The sequence below is a fragment of the Micromonospora sp. CPCC 205554 genome (assembly GCF_036902745.1).
Classification (GTDB): Bacteria; Actinomycetota; Actinomycetes; order Mycobacteriales; family Micromonosporaceae; genus Micromonospora; species Micromonospora tulbaghiae.
In genome coordinates this window covers 15,462-36,746 of the sequence record NZ_JBAKHP010000016.1, presented here as the reverse complement: position 1 = coordinate 36,746, position 21,285 = coordinate 15,462, and the positions used below count along the sequence as shown (strand labels likewise).

General features: G+C 75.5%; 21 protein-coding genes. 10 read left to right on the top strand and 11 right to left on the bottom strand.

Going from position 1 to position 21,285, the window contains the following annotated elements; all coding sequences use genetic code 11:
• The first annotated feature begins 58 nt into the window (after nt 1-58).
• The 3 genes from V6U82_RS19790 to V6U82_RS19780 are packed head-to-tail and all read left to right on the top strand — an operon-like array spanning nt 59 to nt 2,813.
• Entirely contained in the window at nt 59-853 is a 795-nt protein-coding gene (locus V6U82_RS19790) for an ATP-binding cassette domain-containing protein (RefSeq protein ID WP_334463294.1), read from the top strand.
• Entirely contained in the window at nt 853-2,202 is a 1,350-nt protein-coding gene (locus tag V6U82_RS19785) for a hypothetical protein (protein ID WP_334463292.1), read from the top strand. Before V6U82_RS19790 ends, V6U82_RS19785 begins: the two co-directional genes overlap by 1 nt.
• Entirely contained in the window at nt 2,199-2,813 is a 615-nt protein-coding gene (locus tag V6U82_RS19780; RefSeq protein WP_334463291.1) for a hypothetical protein, read from the top strand. Before V6U82_RS19785 ends, V6U82_RS19780 begins: the two co-directional genes overlap by 4 nt.
• A gap of 43 nt (nt 2,814-2,856) precedes the next feature.
• Here V6U82_RS19780 and V6U82_RS19775 read toward each other — a convergent pair whose 3' ends face one another.
• From V6U82_RS19775 to V6U82_RS19760, 4 genes are all read right to left on the bottom strand, one after another.
• Nucleotides 2,857-3,282: an integrase gene (locus V6U82_RS19775; RefSeq protein ID WP_334463288.1), complete on the bottom strand. Its 426-nt coding sequence runs from the start codon at nt 3,280-3,282 to the stop codon at nt 2,857-2,859.
• A gap of 56 nt (nt 3,283-3,338) precedes the next feature.
• Nucleotides 3,339-5,291 (bottom strand): beta-propeller domain-containing protein, encoded by a 1,953-nt coding sequence (locus V6U82_RS19770; protein ID WP_334463286.1) that lies wholly within the window; start codon nt 5,289-5,291, stop codon nt 3,339-3,341.
• A gap of 86 nt (nt 5,292-5,377) precedes the next feature.
• Nucleotides 5,378-5,674, bottom strand: coding sequence for a MoaD/ThiS family protein (locus V6U82_RS19765; protein WP_018784437.1), 297 nt, complete (start codon nt 5,672-5,674; stop codon nt 5,378-5,380).
• Nucleotides 5,671-6,786 carry a WD40/YVTN/BNR-like repeat-containing protein gene (locus tag V6U82_RS19760; protein WP_334463283.1) on the bottom strand — a complete coding sequence of 372 codons (1,116 nt, stop codon included), beginning with the start codon at nt 6,784-6,786 and terminating at the stop codon, nt 5,671-5,673. Before V6U82_RS19760 ends, V6U82_RS19765 begins: the two co-directional genes overlap by 4 nt.
• A gap of 167 nt (nt 6,787-6,953) precedes the next feature.
• Here V6U82_RS19760 and V6U82_RS19755 point away from each other — a divergent pair, with 167 nt between their 5' ends.
• The 3 genes from V6U82_RS19755 to V6U82_RS19745 all read left to right on the top strand — a co-directional run bounded on the left by V6U82_RS19755 (nt 6,954) and on the right by V6U82_RS19745 (nt 9,952).
• Complete coding sequence (locus tag V6U82_RS19755) at nt 6,954-7,370, top strand: MmcQ/YjbR family DNA-binding protein (RefSeq protein ID WP_128138221.1); 417 nt, start codon at nt 6,954-6,956, stop codon at nt 7,368-7,370.
• A gap of 108 nt (nt 7,371-7,478) precedes the next feature.
• On the top strand, nt 7,479-8,363 hold the full coding sequence (locus tag V6U82_RS19750) for an ABC transporter ATP-binding protein (RefSeq protein WP_334463280.1): 885 nt from the start codon (nt 7,479-7,481) through the stop codon (nt 8,361-8,363).
• On the top strand, nt 8,360-9,952 hold the full coding sequence (locus V6U82_RS19745) for a hypothetical protein (RefSeq protein WP_334463278.1): 1,593 nt from the start codon (nt 8,360-8,362) through the stop codon (nt 9,950-9,952). Before V6U82_RS19750 ends, V6U82_RS19745 begins: the two co-directional genes overlap by 4 nt.
• A 1-nt stretch (nt 9,953) precedes the next feature.
• Here the strand turns inward: V6U82_RS19745 and V6U82_RS19740 are convergent, their stop codons facing one another.
• Nucleotides 9,954-10,490 (bottom strand): GNAT family N-acetyltransferase, encoded by a 537-nt coding sequence (locus V6U82_RS19740; protein WP_334463276.1) that lies wholly within the window; start codon nt 10,488-10,490, stop codon nt 9,954-9,956.
• Nucleotides 10,491-11,459: 969 nt separating this feature from the next.
• Between V6U82_RS19740 and V6U82_RS19735 the strand changes: the two genes are divergently transcribed.
• Nucleotides 11,460-11,885: an ASCH domain-containing protein gene (locus V6U82_RS19735; RefSeq protein ID WP_334463476.1), complete on the top strand. Its 426-nt coding sequence runs from the start codon at nt 11,460-11,462 to the stop codon at nt 11,883-11,885.
• A gap of 28 nt (nt 11,886-11,913) precedes the next feature.
• On the opposite strand, the gene V6U82_RS19730 is transcribed toward V6U82_RS19735, so the two are convergent.
• Nucleotides 11,914-13,041: a CaiB/BaiF CoA transferase family protein gene (locus tag V6U82_RS19730; protein WP_334463274.1), complete on the bottom strand. Its 1,128-nt coding sequence runs from the start codon at nt 13,039-13,041 to the stop codon at nt 11,914-11,916.
• A 116-nt stretch (nt 13,042-13,157) separates the two neighbouring features.
• On the opposite strand from V6U82_RS19730, the gene V6U82_RS19725 reads away from it, so the two are divergent.
• Nucleotides 13,158-14,552: an acyl-CoA synthetase gene (locus V6U82_RS19725; RefSeq protein ID WP_334463271.1), complete on the top strand. Its 1,395-nt coding sequence runs from the start codon at nt 13,158-13,160 to the stop codon at nt 14,550-14,552.
• Nucleotides 14,553-14,561: 9 nt separating this feature from the next.
• Here V6U82_RS19725 and V6U82_RS19720 read toward each other — a convergent pair whose 3' ends face one another.
• The 3 genes from V6U82_RS19720 to V6U82_RS19710 are packed head-to-tail and all read right to left on the bottom strand — an operon-like array spanning nt 14,562 to nt 17,272.
• On the bottom strand, nt 14,562-15,662 hold the full coding sequence (locus V6U82_RS19720) for an FUSC family protein (protein WP_334463269.1): 1,101 nt from the start codon (nt 15,660-15,662) through the stop codon (nt 14,562-14,564).
• Nucleotides 15,663-15,695: 33 nt separating this feature from the next.
• Nucleotides 15,696-16,073 carry a sensory rhodopsin transducer gene (locus tag V6U82_RS19715; protein WP_128138927.1) on the bottom strand — a complete coding sequence of 126 codons (378 nt, stop codon included), beginning with the start codon at nt 16,071-16,073 and terminating at the stop codon, nt 15,696-15,698.
• Nucleotides 16,070-17,272: a D-arabinono-1,4-lactone oxidase gene (locus V6U82_RS19710; protein WP_334463266.1), complete on the bottom strand. Its 1,203-nt coding sequence runs from the start codon at nt 17,270-17,272 to the stop codon at nt 16,070-16,072. The genes V6U82_RS19715 and V6U82_RS19710 overlap by 4 nt, the downstream gene beginning before the upstream one ends.
• A gap of 52 nt (nt 17,273-17,324) precedes the next feature.
• Here V6U82_RS19710 and V6U82_RS19705 point away from each other — a divergent pair, with 52 nt between their 5' ends.
• Together V6U82_RS19705 and V6U82_RS19700 are read left to right on the top strand one after the other, a co-directional pair.
• Nucleotides 17,325-19,151, top strand: coding sequence for a glycoside hydrolase family 15 protein (locus V6U82_RS19705; protein WP_334463264.1), 1,827 nt, complete (start codon nt 17,325-17,327; stop codon nt 19,149-19,151).
• A gap of 49 nt (nt 19,152-19,200) precedes the next feature.
• The gene (locus V6U82_RS19700) at nt 19,201-19,935 is read left to right on the top strand and encodes a zf-HC2 domain-containing protein (RefSeq protein WP_334463261.1); all 735 of its coding nucleotides are present in this window, start codon (nt 19,201-19,203) and stop codon (nt 19,933-19,935) included.
• A 126-nt stretch (nt 19,936-20,061) separates the two neighbouring features.
• Here V6U82_RS19700 and V6U82_RS19695 read toward each other — a convergent pair whose 3' ends face one another.
• Together V6U82_RS19695 and V6U82_RS19690 are read right to left on the bottom strand one after the other, a co-directional pair.
• Nucleotides 20,062-20,628, bottom strand: a complete 567-nt coding sequence (locus V6U82_RS19695) for a sigma-70 family RNA polymerase sigma factor (protein ID WP_334463258.1) — start codon at nt 20,626-20,628, stop codon at nt 20,062-20,064.
• 149 nt (nt 20,629-20,777) lie between these two features.
• The gene (locus V6U82_RS19690; RefSeq protein ID WP_128139336.1) at nt 20,778-21,251 is read right to left on the bottom strand and encodes a molybdenum cofactor biosysynthesis protein; all 474 of its coding nucleotides are present in this window, start codon (nt 21,249-21,251) and stop codon (nt 20,778-20,780) included.
• Between the last annotated feature and the right edge of the window lie 34 nt (nt 21,252-21,285).

Below are 21,285 nucleotides of genomic sequence, written 5' to 3'. Positions count from 1 at the left end.
CCACACCACGGCGCCCCGCCGGCGCCGCGGACCACCCTGCCCCGAGAAGGAGACGACATTGGTACGCGCAGTGAGCGCCGACGAGGTGGCGCCGACCCGGCACGCCTGGCGGATCGAGGCGGTGGGACTGTCGGTGAAGGCCGGGCGGCACCTCGCAGTCGACAACCTCGGCCTGACGCTCGGTGCCGGCGTGCACGGGCTGCTCGGCCCGAACGGCGCCGGCAAGAGCACCCTGATGCGTGCGCTGGCCACAGTGGTCAAGCCGCACGCCGGGGTGCTGCGGCTGCTCGGCGCGGACGCCACCGCGTCCCGTGAGCTGCGGCCGGTGCGCCGCCGGCTCGGCTACCTGCCGCAGCAGTTCGGCTACTACCCCCGGTTCACCGTCCGGGAGTACGTCGAGTACGTGGCCTGGCTGCGGGAGATGCCGGCCTCCTCGGTGCCGGGCGCGACCCAGCGCGCCATCGACCGGGTACGCCTCACCGACCGGGCCGACGCCAAACTCAAGTCGCTGTCCGGCGGCATGCTGCGCCGGGCCGGCATCGCCCAGGCGATCGTGAACGAACCGGACCTGCTGCTGCTCGACGAACCGACTGTCGGGCTGGACCCGGAGCAGCGCGTCGAGTTCCGCGAGCTGATCCGCGAACTCGGCGCGGACGCCTGCGTGCTGGTCTCCACCCACCTGGTGGAGGACGTGGTGGCGGCCTGCTCCGACGTCATCCTGATGGACCACGGCACTCGCGTGTTCCAGGGCCTGCCCGCCGACCTGGTCCGCCACGGCGAGACCGGCGGCGTCGGCGACAGCGCCGCCGAGCGCGGCTACTCGTACCTCCTCCAGCAGCACCGGGGCGCGTGATGATCCGACAGGTCCGTGTCGAACTGCGCCGATCCAACGCACCGGCCGTGGCGGTGCTGCTCCTCGCGATCGGGATCCTCGGCGTCGCCAGCATGTACAGCTTCTGGCAGGGGCAGTGGCTGCGGCTGGGCTACGTGCACTCCTCCGCCGTGTTCTTCCTGATGCCCCTGGCGCTGGCCGGCGGCGCGGTGCTCGGCCGCCGGGACCGGCGCACCCGCGCCGACGAGCTGATGGACAGCACCGGCCGGCCCCGCTGGCAGCGCACGCTGCCGGCGATGACCGCGCTCGGCGTCGCCGTCGCGGCCGCGCACCTGCTCGTGCTCGCCGGCGGCGCGGTGCTGGTCGCCACCGGCGGCGCCTACTTCGGCGTACGCGGGCTCGCCGGGCCCCTGGTTGACGTGCTGGTGCTCGTCGGCGCGGCCTGGTGCGGCACGGCCGTCGGCCGCCTGTGGTCCTCACCGCTGCTGCCCCCGCTGCTGGCCGCCGCCGCGCTGGTCGCCCAGGAGGGCACGTCCATGGTCGCGGGTGCGGACAGCAGACTGTCGAACGTCTCTCTCATGATCAACTGGCCGCCGGACACGCCCTGGGAGACGCTGTCGGACCGGCTGCTGCTGAGCCGGCTGGCGCTCGGCGCCGGGCTGGTGCTCGCCGGCCTGCTGCTGGCGGCGGGCGGGTCGTGGCTGACCCGGGCCGGTGCCCTCGCGGGCCTGGCCGGCGGCGTGGCGGGTCTCGTCCTGGTCGGCGTGCCCGGCCCGGCCGGAATCTGGCAGCTCGACGCGGGAGCGCGCCGGTACGTCTGCGCCGACGGCACGCCGCAGGTGTGCGTCACCGCCGTCAACGCGCACCTGCTGCCCGAGGTCACCACCGAGGCCCGCCGGGGGCTGCGCGCGCTGGCGAAGCTGCCGGGCGCGCCGGACCGCGCGGTGGAGCTGCGGCTGGACACCATCGGCAGCAACGACAGCGAGCAGTGGCACCGGCCCGAGCCGGCACCGGGCACCGTGCAGTTCCTCCTGGAGGTCGACCCGGACACCGGCCGGGCCGCGGACGTCGCCGAGCGCATCGCCATGGGCGGTGGCACCAGGTGGTACGGCTGCGGGCGCAGCGGCGACGACATCGCCCCGGCGATCGTCGCGGCCTGGCTGCTGGACACCGAGACCGTACGGCTGTGGGACTCCTGGACCGGATACCGGTACGCCGACGAGCAGCAGGAGGAGATCCGGGCCGGGGTGCGGCAACTGCGCGCGCTGCCCGAGCCGGAGCAGCTGCGGCGGGTCACCGCGCTGCGGGACGCGGCCGCGCGGTGCGAACCGGACCTGATGCCGGCGCTCACCGGCCGGGCCGCGCCGTGAGCCGCTGGCTGCCGCTGTACGTGCGGTCCCGCCGGCTACCCGCCGCCCTGGCCGGATCCGCGGTCGCGGTCGCCGTGATGGCCGTCGCCTGGTCCGCCTTCACCGACCGCCCCGAGGTGCCCGCCGGCCTCGCCGTGCTCACCACCGCGCTGGCGGTGGCGCCGCTCGGGCCGACGCTCGCCGGCACCGACCCGGCGCTGGAGCAGACCGCCGCGTGGTCCTGGCCGCCCCGCCGGGCCGGGCACCTGCTCGCGTACGGCGCGGCGGTGGCCGGGATGCTGGCCGCCGCCCGTGTCTTCGGCGCCGACTTCGGGCCGCCGGCCGTGCTGGTCCGCAACACGGCCGGGCTGATCGGGCTGGTCGGGCTCGGCGCCGCGCTGGCCGGTGCGCGGGCCGCCTGGCAGGTGCCGACCGCGTGGGCCGCCCTGGGTGCGTTCCTGGCCGCACCCGGCGGGCCGGCCTGGCGGCAGGTGGCGCTGTGGATGGCGCAGGAGCCGGGCAACCGGATCGCCGCGGTCACCGCCGCGACGTTCCTCCTCGGCGGCGTCGTCGCGTACGCGCTGCGGGTCGGCCCGCAGGTCGCGGCCGCCGAGGCGGCGCTGGAACAGTGACGTGCCGGACCTCGTCGCGTCCCCGTGGCGCGGCGAGGTCCGGTCAGCCACCGTTCGTGGCGGCCCACGCCGACGCCACGCGCCGAGTCGGATCGCCGCCCTCCGGTCCGCGCAGCCGGTCGGTGAGCAGGAATCCGGGCAACCGGAACCGGGCCGCGTGCTCCCGCTCCGCAAGCGGGTACGTGCCGCCGCGCCGCTCGGGCTGCCAGCCGTGCCGCAGGGCGTACTCGACGACGGCGCGTACGTCGGCAGAGGTCGGGTAGGCGTCGTCGACGGCACAGGGCGGCCAGGGTGTCCCCCAGGTGGTCGACAGCAGATCCGCCTGGAGCGCCTGGCCCGTCCTGCCGCCGCCCCAGATCCGGAGCCGGATGCACCGGTGGCAGTCTCCGTCGCCCCGCACCTGGCGGATCTCCGCCCGCCAGGTGAAGGCGCGCCCGTCGATCCACAGTCGCCGCAGCCTGATCCGCACGGCCCGATCATCCGGGACGGCGCCCGCCGCCGCGACGGGTTTCCCCCGGGCCGGCGTCAGGTCAGCGGCACCCAGGCGAGGGTGGTCATGCCGGACAGGGCGGTCGCCTTGAGGCCGGCGTCGGACACCGTCCACAGCACACCGTCGATCATCAGTGAGCGGCGGATCGGGGTCCACTCGGCACCGTCGGTCAGGGAGCCCGGATGGTCGACGGCGCCGGCGACCGTGAAGCCCTTGTCGCCGATTCGCAGCGCCAGCACACCGCCGGAGGGCGTGCCCTTGACGCTCTCCGCCCGGTCGGTGACCACGCCCGGCCGCTGCACCGGGATCACCACCAGGCGCTCCGGCGGCCAGTACAGGAACGCGTGCGGGTCGTTCTCCGCCTCGGACCAGCCGCCCGCGACGTGGTGCTGGGCAACGCGCGCCGGCCGGGCCGGGTCGGCCACGTCGAACAGCGACACCTGGGTGCCCGTCACCCGGCCCCGGTCGGTCGCGTCCTGCCCGACCCCGATCAGACGGCCGTCGCCGGCCGGGTGCAGGTACGACGAATACCCGTTTATCTTCAACTCGCCGGTGACCCGGGGCGCGGCCGGGTCGCGCAGGTCCACGCCGTACAGCGGGTCGGTCTGCCGGAACGTCACCACGTACCCGGTGCCGCCGACGAACCGCACCGCGAAGATCCGCTCGCCCTTGCCCAGGCCGGTGACCGCGCCGACCCGCTTCAGTGTGGCGCCGTCGGCGCGCAGCACGTAGACGCCGGACTGGGAGGACGTTCCGCGCCCCCAGGTGTCACCCGTGGTGGTGGCGACCCGCAGGTGACCGTCCCACTCGGACAGCGCGTACTGGTCGATCAGCCAGCCGGGCACGGACCCGGCGGCGACGAAACGGGGCGTGCCCGCCGCGGTGTCGAACTGGTAGATCTCGGTGCTGGTGTCGCGCGCGGCGGACGGCCCGCCACGCCACATCCGCCAGCGGTGGTCGTTGGCGACGTAGAGGCGTGCGCCGTTGCTGTAGACGGTGTCGCCGTCGGCGGCCACCGTGACCGGGTCACCGGCACCGAGCGCGGACGCGCCCAGGTCGAAGCTGAGCACCGTCACCATCGACGCGCCGGAGAAGCCCGCCGGCCGGCTGACCCGGTCGCAGCCGACCCGTCCGGTGCCGACGGTCCGCACGCTGTCGCGGATCTCGTAGCGGGGCAGCCAGTCGTCGAGCGTGGCCTTGTCGATGACCGCGCGGTTGGCGGCGATCCGCTGGGCGTCCGTCTTGCGGTCGAACCGGTAGGGGAAGTCGAGCCGGGGCGCGGACCGGATCACCACGCGGGCGGTCGCGCCGGACTGCCGCGCGTCGACCAGGAGGCCGTCGATCCGGTACTCCCCGACCACGCGGGGCGGCCCGGCGAGGTCCAGCAGGACCAGCCGGGCCTGCGGAGTCGTGCCGGGGCGCGTCTGCCTGCCCGGTACGGGGCCCTTGACGGTCCGGCCGGCGCGCAGCAGCACGAGCGCCCGGTCGCCGTGCAGCAGCAGGCTCGCCTCTCCGCCGGAGAACCGCTCGGTGTCGGGATCGAGCGCCAGCCGGCCGGTCACGCGACGGCTCGCCGGGTCGACCACGGACAGCACGCCCCCGGTGACCGTGACGATCCGCTTCCCGTCGGTCTTGACCAGGTCCGGTTCGTCCACGCCCGCCTCGTGCACGTTGGTGCCGGAGTAGTCCGCCGCGGACGCCGCGCTCGCGTCCTTGGCGACGCCGCCGAGCGCCGTCGCCCGTTCCGCGCTGAACTGCCGGAGGTCGTCCGCGCCGAATCCCCACGGGCCGACCGCCGCCTTCGCGGCCGTGCGGAGCTGCCGCAGCGCCTCGTCGCAGCTGTCGAACGCCACCAGCCGCAGCCCGCCGGCCGGTACGACCCGCCCGGTGGGTGGCGGGTCGGCGGCCGGCGGCGACGCGGTACAGCCGGCCAGAGCCAGCGTGACGGTCAGTGTGCATCCGAGCGTCCGGTATCCGTGACGGGTCATGCCGGTCTGACGTGGCGGTGACGAGCGCGGTTCCCGGTCGTGCCGCTCAACCGCCGGTCGTGCCGCTCAACCGCCGGTCGTGGCGCTCAACCGCCCGCCATCGCGCCGAGCACGATGAACGGCTCCTTGCCGGCGACCACCTCCTCCGGCAGCGGGTCGTCCGGAGACTCGTTGGAGAGGTCCAGCTCGCAGGCGTAGAAGCGGACGAACGGCCGGCGCTTCCCGCTGTGCCGGTCGCGGATCGTGCCGAGCAGCATCGGGTACGCGGCCTCCAGCGCGTCGAGCACCTCACGCTGGGTGGGCGGCCCGGCCACCTCGACGCGTACCTCGCCGGTGACGTGCGCCAGGTTCTTCAGGTGCGCCGGCAGCACCACCCGGATCACGGCAGCACCTGGACCTCGACCGAGAGCACGCCCGGCAGGTCCCGCACGATCGGCGCCCACGTGTCGCCGCCGTCGGCCGAGTGGTAGACCTGACCGCCGGTGGTGCCGAAGTAGATGCCGCACGGGTCGAGCGTGTCGACGGCCATCGCGTCGCGCAGCACGTTGACGTAGCAGTGCGACTGCGGCAGCCCCTCGGTCAGCGGCTCCCAGTGCTCCCCGCCGGTACGGCTGCGGTAGACGCGCAGCTTGCCCTCCGGCGGGTAGTGCAGCGAGTCGCTGGTGATCGGCACCACGTAGACCGTCTCCGGCTCGTGCGCGTGCACCGCGATCGGGAAGCCGAAGTCCGACGGCAGGTCGCCGCTGACCTCCCGCCAGTTCGCGCCCGCGTCGTCCGTGCGCATGACGTCCCAGTGCTTCTGCATGAACAGCGTGTCCGGCCGCGACGGGTGCTGGGCGAGACGGTGCACGCAGTGCCCGACCTCGGAGTCGGTGTCGGGGATCTCGCCGGAACGCAGACCCTTGTTGATCGGCAGCCAGCTCGCGCCGCCGTCGTCGCTGCGGAACGCGCCGGCCGCCGAGATCGCGACGTAGATCCGGTCCCGGTCGGCCGGGTCGAGGACGATCGTGTGCAGGCACATCCCGCCCGCGCCGGGCTGCCAGGACGGTCCGGTCGGGTGCTGCCGCAGCGCGGTCAGCTCGGACCACTTCTGGCCGCCGTCGGTGGACAGGTAGAGGGCGGCGTCCTCGCCGCCCGCGTACACCGTGTCGGGGTCGTGGCGGGACGGCTCCAGGTGCCAGATCCGCTTGAACTCCCACGGGCGTGGGGTGCCGTCGTACCACAGGTGCTGCCCCACCTCGCCGCTGTAGGCGAAGTCGTTGCCGGCTGTCGTCCAGGTCCGGCCGCCGTCGTCCGAGCGCTGGATCAGCTGCCCGAACCAGCCGCCGGACTGGGACGCGTACAACCGGTCCGGTTCCACAGGTGAACCTGTCAGGTGGTAGATCTCCCAGCCGCCGAAGTGCGGTCCGTCGACGGTCCAGTCGTCTCGCTTGCCGTCCGAGGTCAGGATGAACGCGCCCTTGCGCGTGCCGACAAGTACTCGTACGCCGCTCATGTCTCGTCCTCTCGTCCGAGGGGGTTCTCCCCGCACTGACCGTGCGCCTCACCGAAACTCATCGCTGTCGTACTCCTCGATTACGACATTTCGTTCTCGGACGCCCGGCGGCGGGTCCGCCACGCCGGTGCGGCCGGAATGTCGGGGGCTGCGGTTAGCCTGCGCGCATGAGCGGCCCCGGAGACGTCCCACCCGAACACCTCGACCGCCTGCGGCCGGTCTGCCTCGGCCTGCCGGAGACCTACGAGGAGGCGGCCTGGGTGGGCGTGCGATGGCGCGTCCGCGGCCGCACGTTCGCCCACGTCCTCACCGTCGACCCGGGCCACCAGGCGGCGTACGCGCGGGCCGCGGCGACCGACGAGCCGGTCTGCGTGATGACGTTCCGCTCCCCCGGCGACGAGATCGCCGGGCTGCTCGCGGCCGGGCCGCACTTCTTCAAGCCGGACTGGGCCGCCGACGTGGTCGGGCTGCGGCTGGACGCGGGCACCGACTGGACCGAGGTCGCCGAGCTGCTCACCGAGAGCTACTGCGTGCTGGCCCCGAAGAAGCTGGTCGCGCTCGTCGACCGGCCGGTGGGGCCGTGACGACACGGGCGGGGCTTCCCCGGGTCGGGACATCGGCAGTACGGTGAGCGCGGTGTGCCGGGAAGCCTGGTCGGCGGTCGTCGTCCCGCCGTCTCCTGGAGCCGCGCCATGGAAGTCCCCGCCGTCCACACCCGTGATCTGACGAAGCACTACGGCCGCCTGGTGGCCCTCGACGGCCTGGATCTGACCGTCGAGGCCGGTGAGGTGGTCGGTCTCCTCGGCCCGAACGGCGCCGGCAAGTCCACCACCATCCGGTTGCTGCTCGGCCTCGCCCATCCCACCCGGGGTGCCGCACGGATCTTCGAGGCGGACGCCGCGGACGTGCGGGCGGCGCACCGGCTGCTGGCGTACGTGCCGGCCGACGTGGCGCTCTGGCCGCAGCTCACCGGCGCGGAGATCCTCGACCTGCTCGCCGCGACCGGTCCCGGTGTCGACGCCGGCTACCGGGCCGAACTCGTCGAGCGGTTCGCGCTCGACCCGTCCCGCCCGGCCGGCACCTACTCGACCGGGAACCGGCAGAAGGTCGCCCTGGTCGCCGCGTTCGCCACCCGGGCGCCGCTGCTCGTGCTCGACGAGCCGACGAGCGGCCTGGACCCGCTGATGGAGCTGCAGTTCCGCCGCGCGGTGGGCGAGGCGCGGGCCAACGGGCAGAGCGTGCTGCTCTGCTCGCACCAGCTCGCCGAGGTGGAGGCGGTCTGCGACCGGGTGGCGATCCTGCGGGCCGGCCGGCTCGTGGACATCGCCCCGGTGCCGCAGTTGCGGCGGCTGCACCGCAACGAGGTGACGGTACGGTTCACCGGCCCCGCACCCGACCTCGCCGGCGTGCCCGGCGTCGAAGCGGTCGAGCAGCGGGAGGGACTGCTGCGCTTCACCCTCGCCGGCCCGCCCGCCGCAGCGCTGCGCGCCCTGTCCGGCGCGGAGATCACCACGCTGACCGTGCGCGAGCCGAGCCTGGAGGAGATCTTCCTCGACTACTACGGGGAGCAGTCGTGACGCGCCCGGCCGGCACAGCGGTCAGCCTGCTCGCCGCCCGCGGGATCTGGCGTCCGGCCCTCGTCGTGACCGGCCTGACCGTCGGCATGTCCGTCCTGGTGGTGGCCACCTACGCGGGCACCGTCGGCGAGGGCATGGACGCCGCCGCCCTGGAGGCGCTGGCGCGCAACCCCGCGATCCGTACGTTGTTCGGCGAGCCCGTCGCCCTGGACACCGCCGGTGGGTTCACGGTCTGGCGCACCGGCACGGTGCTGGCCGTGCTGGTCAGCGTGTGGAGCCTGCTGGCGACCGTCCGGGTGACCCGGGGCGAGGAGGAGTCCGGCCGCTGGGGGCTGCTGCTCGCCGGTCGGCTGACGCCCGCGGCGGTGCTGCGGCGTCACCTGGCTCCGCTGATGGCGACGTCGGCGGTGGCCGGTTCGCTGCTCGCGGCCGCGCTGACGGCGGCCGGCACGCCGTGGCCGGGGGCGCTGCTGCACGGGACCGGTCTCGCCTCGGCCGGGGCGTTCGCGGTCGCGGTGGGCGCCGTCGTCGCGCAGGTGCAGCCGACCCGGGCGGGGGCGGCCGGTAGCGGTCTGGCCGTGCTCGGGGCCGGCCTGCTGGCGCGGATGGCCGGCGACTCCGGGCCGGCGGTGGCGTGGCTGCGGTGGCTGCCGCCGTACGGCCCGCTCGCGCTCAGCCGCCCGTACCACGAGAACCGGTGGGCGCCGCTGCTCGTGTCGCTGGCCGCCGTCGTCCTGCTGACCGGGGCGGCGCTGGCCCTGTGCGCCCGGCGCGACGTGGGCGCCGGACTCCTGCGCCCACCGGTCGGCCGGGCGCCGCGACGCCACCTGCTGCGCTCGGTGCCGGCCTTCGCGATGCGGCGCGCCCTGCGTCCGCTCGCCGGCTGGGCCACCGGTGTCGCCGCCTACTTCCTGCTGATCGGCGTGCTCGCCACGTCGCTGACCGGATTCCTCGAGCAGAACCCCGCCTTCGCCGACCTCGCCGCGCGGGCGGGCTTCGGCGGACTCGACCGGGTGCGGGGGTACGTGGCCACGCTGTTCGCGCTCCTGGCGGTGCCGATCGGCGCGTTCGCCACCGCGCGGTTGAACGCCTTCGTCGCCGCGGAGGTCGCCGGCCGGCTCACGCTGCTGCGGGCCGGTCCGGTCAGCCGGGCCCGGCTGCTCGCCGCCGAGGTGGGCAGCGCGTCCGCCGGGGCGGTGGCGCTGGCGGTCGCCGCCGGTCTGGCGACGTGGCTGGGCACCACAGTGGTCGGCGCCGGCCTGCCGCTCACCGCCGCCCTGGCGGGCACGCTCAACGTGGTGCCGCTGGCGTTGCTCGGCGCCGGGGCGGCCACCCTCGCCGTCGGCGCGGCGCCCCGGCTGGTTCCCGTGCTGGGAATGCTGCCCACAGCGGGTGGTTTCCTGCTGACCGTGGTGACCGAGAGCGTGCGCGCGCCCGCCTGGATCGGCGTGCTGTCCCCGTACGCGCATCTCGCCGCCGTGCCCGACACGGCGCCCAACTGGACGGCTCAGGGCGTGCTGCTCGCGGCGGCGTTCGCCCTGGCCGCCCTGGGCGGCCGGGCCTACGGCCGCCGGGATCTGGCGGGGTGACTCAGCCCAGCTTCTTGCGCAGCGTCTCGAACGCCAGGTCCGGCCGCAGCGGCACGCCGAAGCGCTCGTCGCCGTACGGGAACGGGCTCAGTTCGCCGGTGCGCACGTAGCCGCGCCGCTCGTACCAGCCGATCAGGTCGTCGCGCTGGACGATGACCGTCATCCGCATCTCACCGGCGTGCCACTGCTCGGCGGCGTAGCGCTCGGCCTCGGCCAGCAGTTCCCGGCCCACCCCGCCGCCCTGCCGGCCGGGGCTGACCGCGAACATGCCGAAGTAGACGTGGTCGTCGCGGCGTTCCAGCTGGCAGCAGGCCACCAGGTCGCCGCCCTGCTCGGCGACCAGCACCACGCCGCCCGGCCCGCTGACCGCCGCGGCCACCATCTCCGGGTCGGTGCGCTGCCCGGCCAGCAGGTCCGCCTCGTGGGTCCAGCCCTGCCGGCTGCGCTCACCCCGGTACGCCGACTCGATCAGGTCGACGAGGGCTGCCACGTCCACGGGGCGGGCGACCCGGACGGTACGGGGTGCGGGGCTGGTCATGGCGGTTCTCCACGGTCGCGGCGACGTACCTGGTCAGCGTACGCACGCGGGGGTTCCGGACGGCGGCCGGGACCACCGGGCGGGACGGCTCGTGGTTCACTGCCCGGCATGGAGACGACAGTCGGCACGGCGCGCCTGCCCGCGGTCCTCGACCTGCCGGCCGGGCCGGTACGCGGGGGCCTCGTGGTGCTGCACGGCTCGCACGCCGAGCAGCGTTCGTACTTCCTGTACGCGCACCTGGCCCGGCTGCTGCCCGCGGCCGGGATCGCGGTGCTGCGCTACGACCGCCGTCCCCGGCCGGACGGGCACGACGTGCCGCTGGCCGACCAGGCGGAGGACGCGTCCGCCGCGCTCGCCGAGCTGCGCCGGCACGTCGGGGCGGTCCCGGTGGGGCTCTGGGGTTTCAGCCAGGGCGCGTGGGCGGCGGCGCTGACCGCCACCCGCTGCCCGGTCGACTTCCTGGTCCTGGTCGGGTGCAGTGGCGTGAGCCCCGCGAGGCAGATGCGTTACGGCACCGCCGAGCAGTTACGCCGGAACGGCTACGGCCCGGCCGACGTGGCCGAGCTGACCCGGCTGCGCGCGCTCGCCGAGGACTTCCTGCGCGGCGACGTGCCCCGCGCGGTGGCGCAGGCAGAGCTGGACGCCGCCGTGCGCCGCCCCTGGTTCCCACTGGCGTTCCTGCCCGAGGAGCTGCCCGCCACGCCCGGCACCTGGACCGACATGGACTACGACCCGGCGCCGGTCCTGGCGCGGCTGACCGGCCCGGTGCTGCTCTGTTACGGCGAGACGGACGCGTGGATCCCGATCGAGGACAGCCTCGCGGTGTGGCGGCGGACGGCCCGCGACGCCGAGCTGACGGTGGCCCGGCTGGCCGGCTGCGACCACGCGCCCACGCTCGGGGAGCGCGAGGACCTGGACGGCGTCAGCCCGCAGTACGAGCGGGTCCTGCTCGACTGGCTGGACCGGACGCTGCCGCGCACGGACGCCGAGCTGCCCGCCTTCGAGTTCGCCTTCCCGGGCCCGCTGCGCGACCAGCTCGTCGCCGCCGTGCTCGACGGGAGCAAGACCACCACCACCGGTCTGCTCCAGGACTACGAGATCGACGGTGAGCCGCTACCGGTCGTCGGTACCCGCTCGGCGGTGATCGACTCCGACGGCCGGCCGGTGGCGGTGATCGAGCTGGTCGAGGTCCGCGTCGCCCGCCTCGGCGACGTCGATCTCGACCACGCCCGCGACGAGGGCGAGGGGTTCGAGACGGTCGCCGCCTGGCGGGCCGGCCACGAGCGGTTCTGGCACGGCGAGGACTACCGCGGCTGGCTCGGCGACCCCGGTTTCACTGTGGACGACGACACCCCGGCCGTGCTGGAACGCTTCCGCCTGGTCGAGACGCTCTGACGGCCCGCCCGGCACGCGGCCGGGCCACTCACTCCGCGGCCAGCCACGCGCGCAGTTCCGCGCCGTGCTCGTCCAGCTCCGGCGGCGGCAGGTCGTAGCGGGGCGGCGCCTCGGACAGGCCGATCGGGTTCCGGATGCCCGGCACCCCGCCCGCCGTCACCACCGGCTCCAGGCCGAGCCCCTGCGCCAGCGCCACCCCCTCGGCCACCGAGTTGATCGGGCTGCACGGCACGCCCGCGGCACGCAGCTGCGCGAACCACTCCGCGCTGCCGCGCCGGGACAGCGCCGCCACCAGCAGCGGCCGCAGCTCGTCGCGGTGCGCGGTGCGGTCGGCGTTGCGGCGGAACCGCGCGTCGCCGGCCAGCTCCGGCACGCCGAGCACCCGGCAGAGGGTACGGAACTGCCCGTCGTTGCCGGCGATCACCACCAGCTCGCCGTCGGCCGTGGGCAGCGGCTCGTACGGCACGATGCTCGGGTGCGCGTTGCCCATCCGGTGCGGTGCCGCTGCACCCGCGACGTACGCGCTGGCGTGGTTGACCAGCCCGGACAGCGCCGAGGAGAGCAGGTCCACTGTGACGTGCTGGCCGCGCCCGGTCTCCTCCCGGTGCCGCAGCGCGGCCAGGATCCCGACCGCCGCGTGCAGCCCGGCGATCACGTCGAACACCGCCACCCCGGCCTTGTAGGGCGGCCCGTCCGCGTCCCCGGTGAGGCTCATCAGCCCGGCCGCGGCCTGCACCATGAGGTCGTACCCGGGCAGGTCGGCGCCCCCGGCGTCGCCGAAGCCGCTGATCGAGGCGTACACCAGGCGGGCGTTGCGGGCGGTGGCCGTGTCGTGGTCGAGGCCGAAGCGGCGCAGCGCGCCCGGCCGGAAGTTCTGGATCAGCACGTCGGCCCGGTCGGCCAGCCGGTGCGCCAGCGTCAGGTCGCCGGGATCGGTCAGGTCGAGCACCAGTGAGCGCTTGTTGCGGTTCACCGCGAGGTAGTAGGTGGAGACGTCGTCGCGCACCGGGGGCCGCCAGCCCCGGGTGTCGTCGCCGCCGGGCGCCTCCACCTTGACCACGTCCGCGCCGAGATCGGCCAGCAGCATCGTGGCGTACGGCCCGGCGAGGATCCGGGAGAAGTCGGCGACCAGCACACCGCGCAACGGACCCGACATGCCCACCCCTCCCTCGCCGCCGACCACGATGACACATTCCTGACGGCACGCCCGGCAGGGGTGGCCGGCCCCGCTACGGTCGCGGTACGTCAGGCGGATACCAGGAAGGGGTCGCCGTGTCGCTGCTGAGCCGGCTCGCCGAGACCACCGACGACCGTCCCGGGGCGGTGCGGGTGGGAGACCGGTCGCTGTCCCGGGTGGAGCTGCGCCGGGCGGCCACCGCCGTCGCCGACGACCTGCACGGCGCGGCCCGGGTGGCGGTGCCCGCGACGGCGAGCCTGGAGACGGTGGTCGGCGTGGTCGGCGGGCTGATGGCAGGCGCGGCGGTGGTGCCGGTGCCGCCCGACGCGGGCCCGATGGAACGCGACCACATCCTGCGCGACTCCGGCGCGGAACTGCTGCTCGCGCCGCCCGGCACGCCGCACGCCGGCTCGCCGCCCGTCGTACCGCTGGACCTGGCCCGGCGCGCGGACACCACACACCCCGAACCGGACCCGGCGGCCACCGCGCTGATCCTCTACACCTCCGGCACCACCGGCGCGCCGAAGGGCGCGGTGCTGTCCCGCCGCGCGATCGCCGCCTGCCTGGACGGGCTCGCCGACGCCTGGGCGTGGACCCCGGACGACGTACTGGCACACGGCCTGCCACTGTTCCACGTGCACGGGCTGGTGCTCGGCGTGCTCGGCCCGCTGCGCGTCGGCAGCCGGCTGCGCCACGTCGGCCGGCCCCACCCCGACCGGTACGCGGCGGCGGGTGCCTCGATGTACTTCGGCGTACCCACGATCTGGTCGCGGATCGCGGCGCAACCCGCGGCGGCGCGGGCGCTGCGCGGCGCCCGGCTGCTCGTGTCCGGCAGCGCGGCGCTGCCCGAGCCGGTCTTCGCGGCGCTGGCCGGGCTGACCGGGCACCGGCCGCTGGAGCGGTACGGGATGACCGAGACGCTCGTGACGGTGAGCGCCCGCGCGGACGGCCCCCGGCGGCCCGGCACCGTCGGCGTGCCGCTGCCCGGCGTGCACACGCGGGTGGTGGACGAGCACGGCGGGCCGCTGCCCGCCGAGGCGATGGGTGAGCTTCAGGTACGCGGCGGCACGCTGTTCGACGGCTACCTGAACCGGCCGGACGCCGACGCGGCCACCCGAACGGCGGACGGCTGGTTCCGCACCGGCGACGTCGCGACAGTCGACCCGGACGGCGCCCACCGGATCGTCGGCCGGGCCGCCACCGACCTGATCAAAAGCGGCGGGTACCGGATCGGGGCCGGCGAGGTGGAGGACGCGCTGCTGGCCCACCCGGGAGTGCGGGAGGCGGCGGTGGTCGGCACGCCCCACCCCGACCTGGGCCAGCAGGTGACCGCGTACGTGGTCGGCGACGGCGTGGCCGAGAGGGAGCTGATCGACTTCGTGGCACGGCACCTGTCCGCGCACAAGCGCCCCCGGCAGGTGCGTCTGGTCGGCGCGCTGCCCCGCAACGCGATGGGCAAGGTGCAGAAGAGCCGGCTGACCGAGGTGTGAGCGGGCCGTTCAGCGGGCCGCTGCCGCGCGGCGGACCTGCCGGCGGGCCTCGTCCGCCGGCACGCCCGTGGCACGCAGCAGGTCGTTGGCGACGGTCCGCAGCTGCGACACCACGATGGTGCCGGAGAACCCGATGTCCCGCCGGCACGCCTCGCCCGCGTCGCGGACCGCGCGCAGCACCCGCTCCCGGGCGGCGACCGGCTCCTCGGCGGCCAGGAACGCCCGGTGCAGCAGCCGGATCGCCTCGCTGAAGTGCTCCAGCGCGGCGGGCAGCTCCGGCGGGACCGGCTCCCGTTCCCGCAGTACGGTGCCGATCCGGCGCACCATGCCCCGGCTGTTGCGGAACGCCCGGTCCAGGTGCTCGGCACCGCGCCGGTACGCGGCCAGGGCCCGCCGTCGCCGCCAGCGCACCGGGGAGAACCGGACCACCTCGTCGGCGGCGGTGACCGTCTCGTCGATCCGGTCCAGTTCCGTCTCGGCGGCGCGCATCCGGGCCAGCACCTCGTCGGCCGCGCGTACGTCGGCGTGCGCCAGCGCCTCCGCCGACGCGGTCATCTGGCACGCGAACGTGTCGAGCGCCGGGTCCGCGACGCGGCGGACCGCGCGCAGCGGGTTCAGCGGCGCGATCACCAGCACCACGAGCAGGCCGGAGACGCCGCCGACGAGTGCGTTGACGGTCCGGGGCAGCTCCAGGTCGGGTGACACCGGGGTCAGCGTGGCGACCAGTACCGCCGTACCGCCGGCCTGGGTGACGAGCGCACCGGTGCCGCGGACGAGCACCGCCGCGCTGACCGCCAGGAACACGATCAAGCCGGTCTGCCACGGCCCGGTGCCGAAGAGATGGATCAGCAGGTCGCCGACGACGATGCCGAGGACCACCCCGACCACCAGTTCCAGGGTCCGCCCGGTGCGGTTGCCGAGCGAGGCGGCGATGACGCTCACCGCCGCGGCCGGCGCGAACGTCGGGTCGGGGTTGCCGAGCACCTCGCGGGCCACCGTCCAGGCCAGCGCGGCGGCCAGGCCGGCCTGGACCGCCACGAGGAAGTACGTCCCCAGCCTCCGGCGGCCGGACCGGCCCGCGTCCCGTACCCGGTCGACGGCATCCCGCATGCGCCGGGGTACCCGCACTCGCCCGCTCGAACCTCACCCGGGGTACGCCATCGTGCCGGTCAGCGCCACCACGCCGGGCAGCCGGGTGTCCTGGCGCAGGAACTGCACCACCACCGGCACCGGGGAGCGCAGCACACAGCCGTACGGGCGGTCCAGCCGCACCGCCTCCGGGTCGATCAGGTCGTTCACCCGTACGTGCCGGATGCGGCGGGCACCGACCCGTATCCGGTACGGCCCGGCCGGTTCGGCGTCCTGGTAGTAGAAGTCCAGCTCCAGGTCGGCGTCCTCGTCGGCGGCGTTGAGCACGCAGAGCTGGTCGAAGGCGGTGAAGGCCGGTTCCGGGCCGTGCGCGGGGAACGGCACGTGCCCGCCGGGGACCACCCAGACCCGGGCGCCGACCGGCGTGGTCACGACTCCTCCAGCAGCCGGGCCAGGTCCGGGGTGAGGAACACCCCATCCGGGTCCAGCCGGCGGCGCACCGCCTGGAAGTCGTCCCAGCGGGGATAGAGGGGACGCAGTTCCCGCGCGCCGAGCCAGTGCTTCTTGCCCCAGTGCGGGCGTCCGCCGTAGTGCCGGAACACCGCCTCCACGTCCCGGAAGTACTCCTCGTACGGCAGCGAGGTGTTCTGCAGGCAGGCGATCGTGGTGGTGGGGCGGCCGTAGGCGTTGCTGAGCCAGATGTCGTCGGCGGCGATCGTGCGGACGAGGACCCGCCAGGCGGCCACCCGGCGGTGGCGGTCGCGCACCCGGCGGCGTACCTCGGCGAAGCAGGCCGGGAACGCCTCCGACGGCAGCATGTACTCGATCTCCTCGAAGCGCAGCTCGCGGTGCCGGGGAATGGTGCGGTGGGTCGGCCCGACCTGGCTCTGCCGGGGCTCGCCGTCCGGCAGCCGGGACTGCACCCGGTCCGGCGCGGCGTCCGTGCCGGTGCGGTTGATCACCCGGATCTGCGTCTGGTCGCTGCGCGGATACCAGTAGAAGTCCATGTTGCGGTTGGTGTGCTGCAACTCGGCGAGGTGGTCCAGGGTCCAGTCCAGGTGCGCGCACCAGGAGCGGCGGTGCAACTGATAGCTCGGCTGCACGTCGAGCGTGACCCGGGTGACCACGCCGAGCGCGCCGAGGGAGAGGCGGACGGCCGGCAGCAGCTCCGGGTTACGCCGCGCGTCGACGTCCAGCACGTCCCCGGTGCCCGTGACCAGGCGTACGCCGGTGACCTGGGTGCTCAGGTTGCCGAAGCCCAGACCGGTGCCGTGGGTGCCGGTGGCGGTCGCCCCGGCGATCGACTGGTAGTCGACGTCGCCCAGGTTGTCCATGGCCAGCCCGGCGTCGTAGAGGCCCTCGCCGAGCGCCCGGAGCTTCGTGCCGGCCCAGGCCGTCGCGAGCCGCCCGTCGTCGGAGATCACCCCGGCCATCCGGTCCAGGCTCAGCAGAATCCCGTCGGTCCGTACCAGCGGGCTGGACGAGTGCCCCGAGCCGACCGGCTGGACGGTGACACCGCTCTCGCGGGCACGGCGCACCAGCGCGCGTACCTCGGCCTCGTCGGCCGGCTCGGCCCACTCCGCCGGCGTGAAGCAGAGGCTGCCGGACCAGTTCACGAACTCGCTCGTCACCTCGGCCCCTCCCCGGCCCGCTTACCCGCGCCCGCCCCGGGTAGTCACCTCCGTGCCCGAGTCGCCGCCGTCGTTCCCGCCGATCGACGCGTACGCGTTCCTGTCCGACACGCACACCACGGCGCTCGTCGCGCCGGACGGGGCGGTCGAATGGTTCTGCGTACCGGACGCGGCGGGCGACGCGGTGGCGGCCCGGCTGCTCGACCGGGACGCGGGCGGCCGGTTCACGCTCGCCGTCGCCGGCTGCCCGGCGCCGCGGCGCCGCTACCGGGCGGACACGCTGGTGCTGGAGAACGACTGGGCCGCCCCGTCCGGCGCGGCGGCCGGTGAGGACCTGCTCGCGGTCCGGCCCGGCGCCGCCGACCGGCCGATCCACGCCGAGCGGGTGCTGGTGCGCCGGCTGCGGGTCACCGCCGGTGTGCTGCGGGTCCGCGCCGAGCTGACGCCCCGGCCCGGGTACGGGGCACGCCCGGTGCGCTGGCGGCGCGACGGTACCGGCTGGCACGCCGACGGCACGCCGCTGCGGCTGCGCACCGACCTGCCGGTCACGGTCGAGGGCGGCACGCTCGTCGCCGAGGCGGAGCTGCGCGCCGGGCAGGACGCCACGCTGCTTCTCGGGTACGCCGACCCGGTGCCCGCCCTCGCCGACGCCGGCGAGCTGACCGGGCGGACCGCCGACACCTGGCGGGCATGGTCGGCGCGCGGCGACTACAGCGGCTTCGCGGCCGGCGCGGTCCGGCACAGCGCGCTGGTGCTGCGGGGCCTGTCCTACGACGAGACCGGCGCGCTGCTGGCCGCCCCGACCACGTCGCTGCCCGAGGAGATCGGCGGGGTACGCAACTGGGACTACCGCTTCACCTGGCATCGGGACGCGGCGCTGCTGCTGCTCGCGCTGTTCCGCCTGGGCCACGCCGAGGAGGGCCGCCGCTACCTGCGTTTCCTGCTCGGCATCTGCGCCCGGCAGCATCCGCTCGCGCCGCTCGTCGGCATCCACGGCCACCCCACCGAGGAGCGCGAGCTGCCGCACCTGTCCGGCTACGCCGGTTCGGCGCCGGTGCGGGCCGGCAACGCGGCGGCCCACCAGATCCAGTTCGACACGTACGGGCACGTCCTCGACGCGGCGCTGGCCTACCAGCTGCTCACCGGCGAGCTGACCGGCCCGCAGTGGGCGCTGCTGCGGCGCCACGTCGAGACCATGGCGGCGCGCTGGCGGGAACCGGACCACGGCGTGTGGGAGATCCGCGGCCCGTGCCGGCACTACGTGAACTCGAAGGTGATGACCTGGGTCTGCCTGGACCGGGGCATCCGCCTCGCCGGGCTGCTCGGCGACGGCACGGCCCCGGTGGACCGGTGGCGCCGGGAACGGGACGCGCTGCACGCCGAGGTGCTCGACCGCGGGTACGACGAACGCGCCGGCAGCTTCGTCATGGCGTACGGCGGGACCGAGCCGGACGCCTCGCTGCTGCGGATGCCGCTCGTCGGGTTCCTGCCAGGCGACGACCCGCGGATGGTCGCCACCGTCGAGCGGATCCGCGCCGACCTCGCCGTCGCGCCCGACCTGATCCGGCGCTACCGGGTCGACGACGGGCTGCCCGGCACCGAGGGCGCCTTCCTGCTCTGCTCCTTCGAGCTGGTCTCCGCGCTGGTGCTGGCCGGCCGGCACGGCGAGGCGCGGGAGATCTTCGACCGGCTCGCCGGCCGGGCCGGGCCGCTCGGGCTGCACCCGGAGGAACGCGCGCCCGACGGCACGGCCCTGGGCAACTTCCCGCAGGCGTTCACCCATCTGGCGCTCATCGAGGCGGCACTGAACGTGGACTCGGCCGGCGACCGGGACGCGCTGCACGCGTGGGCGGAACGGTCACCGGTCGCGCGGACGTGATCGGCACCCCGCCGGGAACCAGGCGGGGTGTCCCGACGACTATCCCTACATGGTGTGTGAGCAGTGGCGGGAGATCCTGTCGGCACAGCTGGACGGTGAGGCGTCCGAGTCGGAGATCGAGGCGGCCGAGGCGCACCTGACCGGCTGCGCCGGCTGCCGCGGCTGGTTCGACTCGGCCGCGTCGGTGACCCGGCGGGCCCGTACGCAGCTCGCCCCGCGGGTGCCCGACCTGGTCGACGCGGTCCTGGCCGCCGCTCCCCCGCCCCGGCCCAGCCGCCGTCACCGGGTCACGCTCGGGCTGCGCGGGGCGCTCGGCCTGCTCGGCGCGGTGCAGCTCGTACTCGGCCTGGCCCAGATCGGCCGGGAGGCGGTCGTCGAGCACGCGCACGCCTCCGGCCAGCACCTGTGGCACGAGTCGGCGGCGTGGAACGTGGCGGTCGGCGCCGGATTCCTCTACGTGGCCGTGCGCCGGTCCGCCCCGTCCGGCCTGCTGCCGATGCTCAGCGCGTTCGTCGCCACGCTCGTGCTGCTGTCGGTGAACGACCTGATCACCGGGCAGGTGGCGATGACCCGGCTGGTCAGCCACGGCTTCCTGCTGGTCGGCTGGGCCGTGATGCTGGTGCTGTCCCGCCTCGGCCGGCGTCCCGGCGACACCCCGCCCGGTCAGCGCCGGTCGGAGGGCTCCCGGTGGGCGCTGCGGACCGAGGAACCGGCCGCGCCGGCGCTGCGACTGGTGCCGCCCGGCCCGTACCCCGCACAGGCCCGCGACCGGCGCGCCGCCTGACGGTCCGCCCGGGGCTGTGCGTCCCCGCGCGGACCTGTGCGCTCCCGTGGTCCCGGCAGGCACGGTCCCGGCGGGCCCTGGCGGTCGTGGTCCCGCCAGGTCGCGGTGGTCGCGGTCTCAGCGGTCTCAGCGGGCCCGGCGGTCGCGGACGTCGCCGGACCAGGCGGCGACCAGGTCCTCCCGGGCGCGGGCCACGCGGGAGCGGATGGTGCCCACCGGGCAGCCGCACACCTCGGCCGCCTCGGCGTAGGACAGGCCGAGCACCTGGGTGGCCACGAACGCCTCCCGCCGGTCGGGTGCCAGCGTGGCGATGAGGCCGCGCAGCACCACCCCGTCGTCCCCGCCGCCGGTCACCGCGCCGGCCGCCTCGGCGGCGGCCTGCCAGTCCGGCAGCGCGGCGATCCGGGGCCGGGCGGTCGCCGCCCGCACGTGGTCCACCGCGACGCGGCGGGCGATCGTGAAGATCCAGGTGCGCGCCGACGACCGGCCCGCGAAGCCGGGCAGGCTGCGCAGCGCGCGCAGGAACGTCTCCTGGGCCAGGTCGTCGGCCTCGGCCGGCCCGGCCAGATGGGCGAGGAAACGCCACACCGGCGCCTGGAGGGCTCGGACGAACGCGGCCGCGGCCAGCTGGTCCCCCCGGGCGGCGCGGCGCGCCCACCCGGTCACCTGCTCGTCGTCGGCGTCCGGGCTCATCCGCGGCCGGCCCGCCGGTCCGGCATGCTCATGCCGGACGGTACGGATGCGCCCCGCTCGGTTCATTCCTGGTGTCCCTCCTGCCGGCGCCGGAGTGCCGGTCACCCCCGGTTGGTCGGCCCCCGGGAGGGGAAAGTTCCCGAACCGGGTCAATCATCCACCGACACGGTGACCGGCCCGACCCGCAGGACGCCGTCGGTGAGCGGGGCGCACCGGACGCCGCCGCGGCGGCGCATCGCCTTCCAGGTGCCGGGTGCGACCACCACGTCGAGCCAGGCGCAGGGCGGCGCGGCCCGGTGCACCCGCAGCCGGACCGGGCCGTCGCCGGAGTCGAGCGTGAGCACGCGGCCGACCAGCTCGTCCACCGGGATGCCGTCGGTCAGCACGTTGCGCCGCAGCTGGGTGAGGTCCGCGCCGGGCGGCAGCGACTCCCGCGCGATCAGCGTGACGCTCGCCTGCCGGTGCGCGGGACGGCCGAAGTAGCGGTCACCGACGATGCCCAGTCCGGCCCGTAGCTCCACCCGGTCGACCAGCTCGCCCGTCGGCGCGGGGGCGGGTCCGTCCGCCGGGCGGCCCACGTACCGGTGCACGGGCGAGGCCAGCAACTGGACGATCCGCGGCATCCCCGCAGTCTAATCGCGGGCATACCACCGCCAA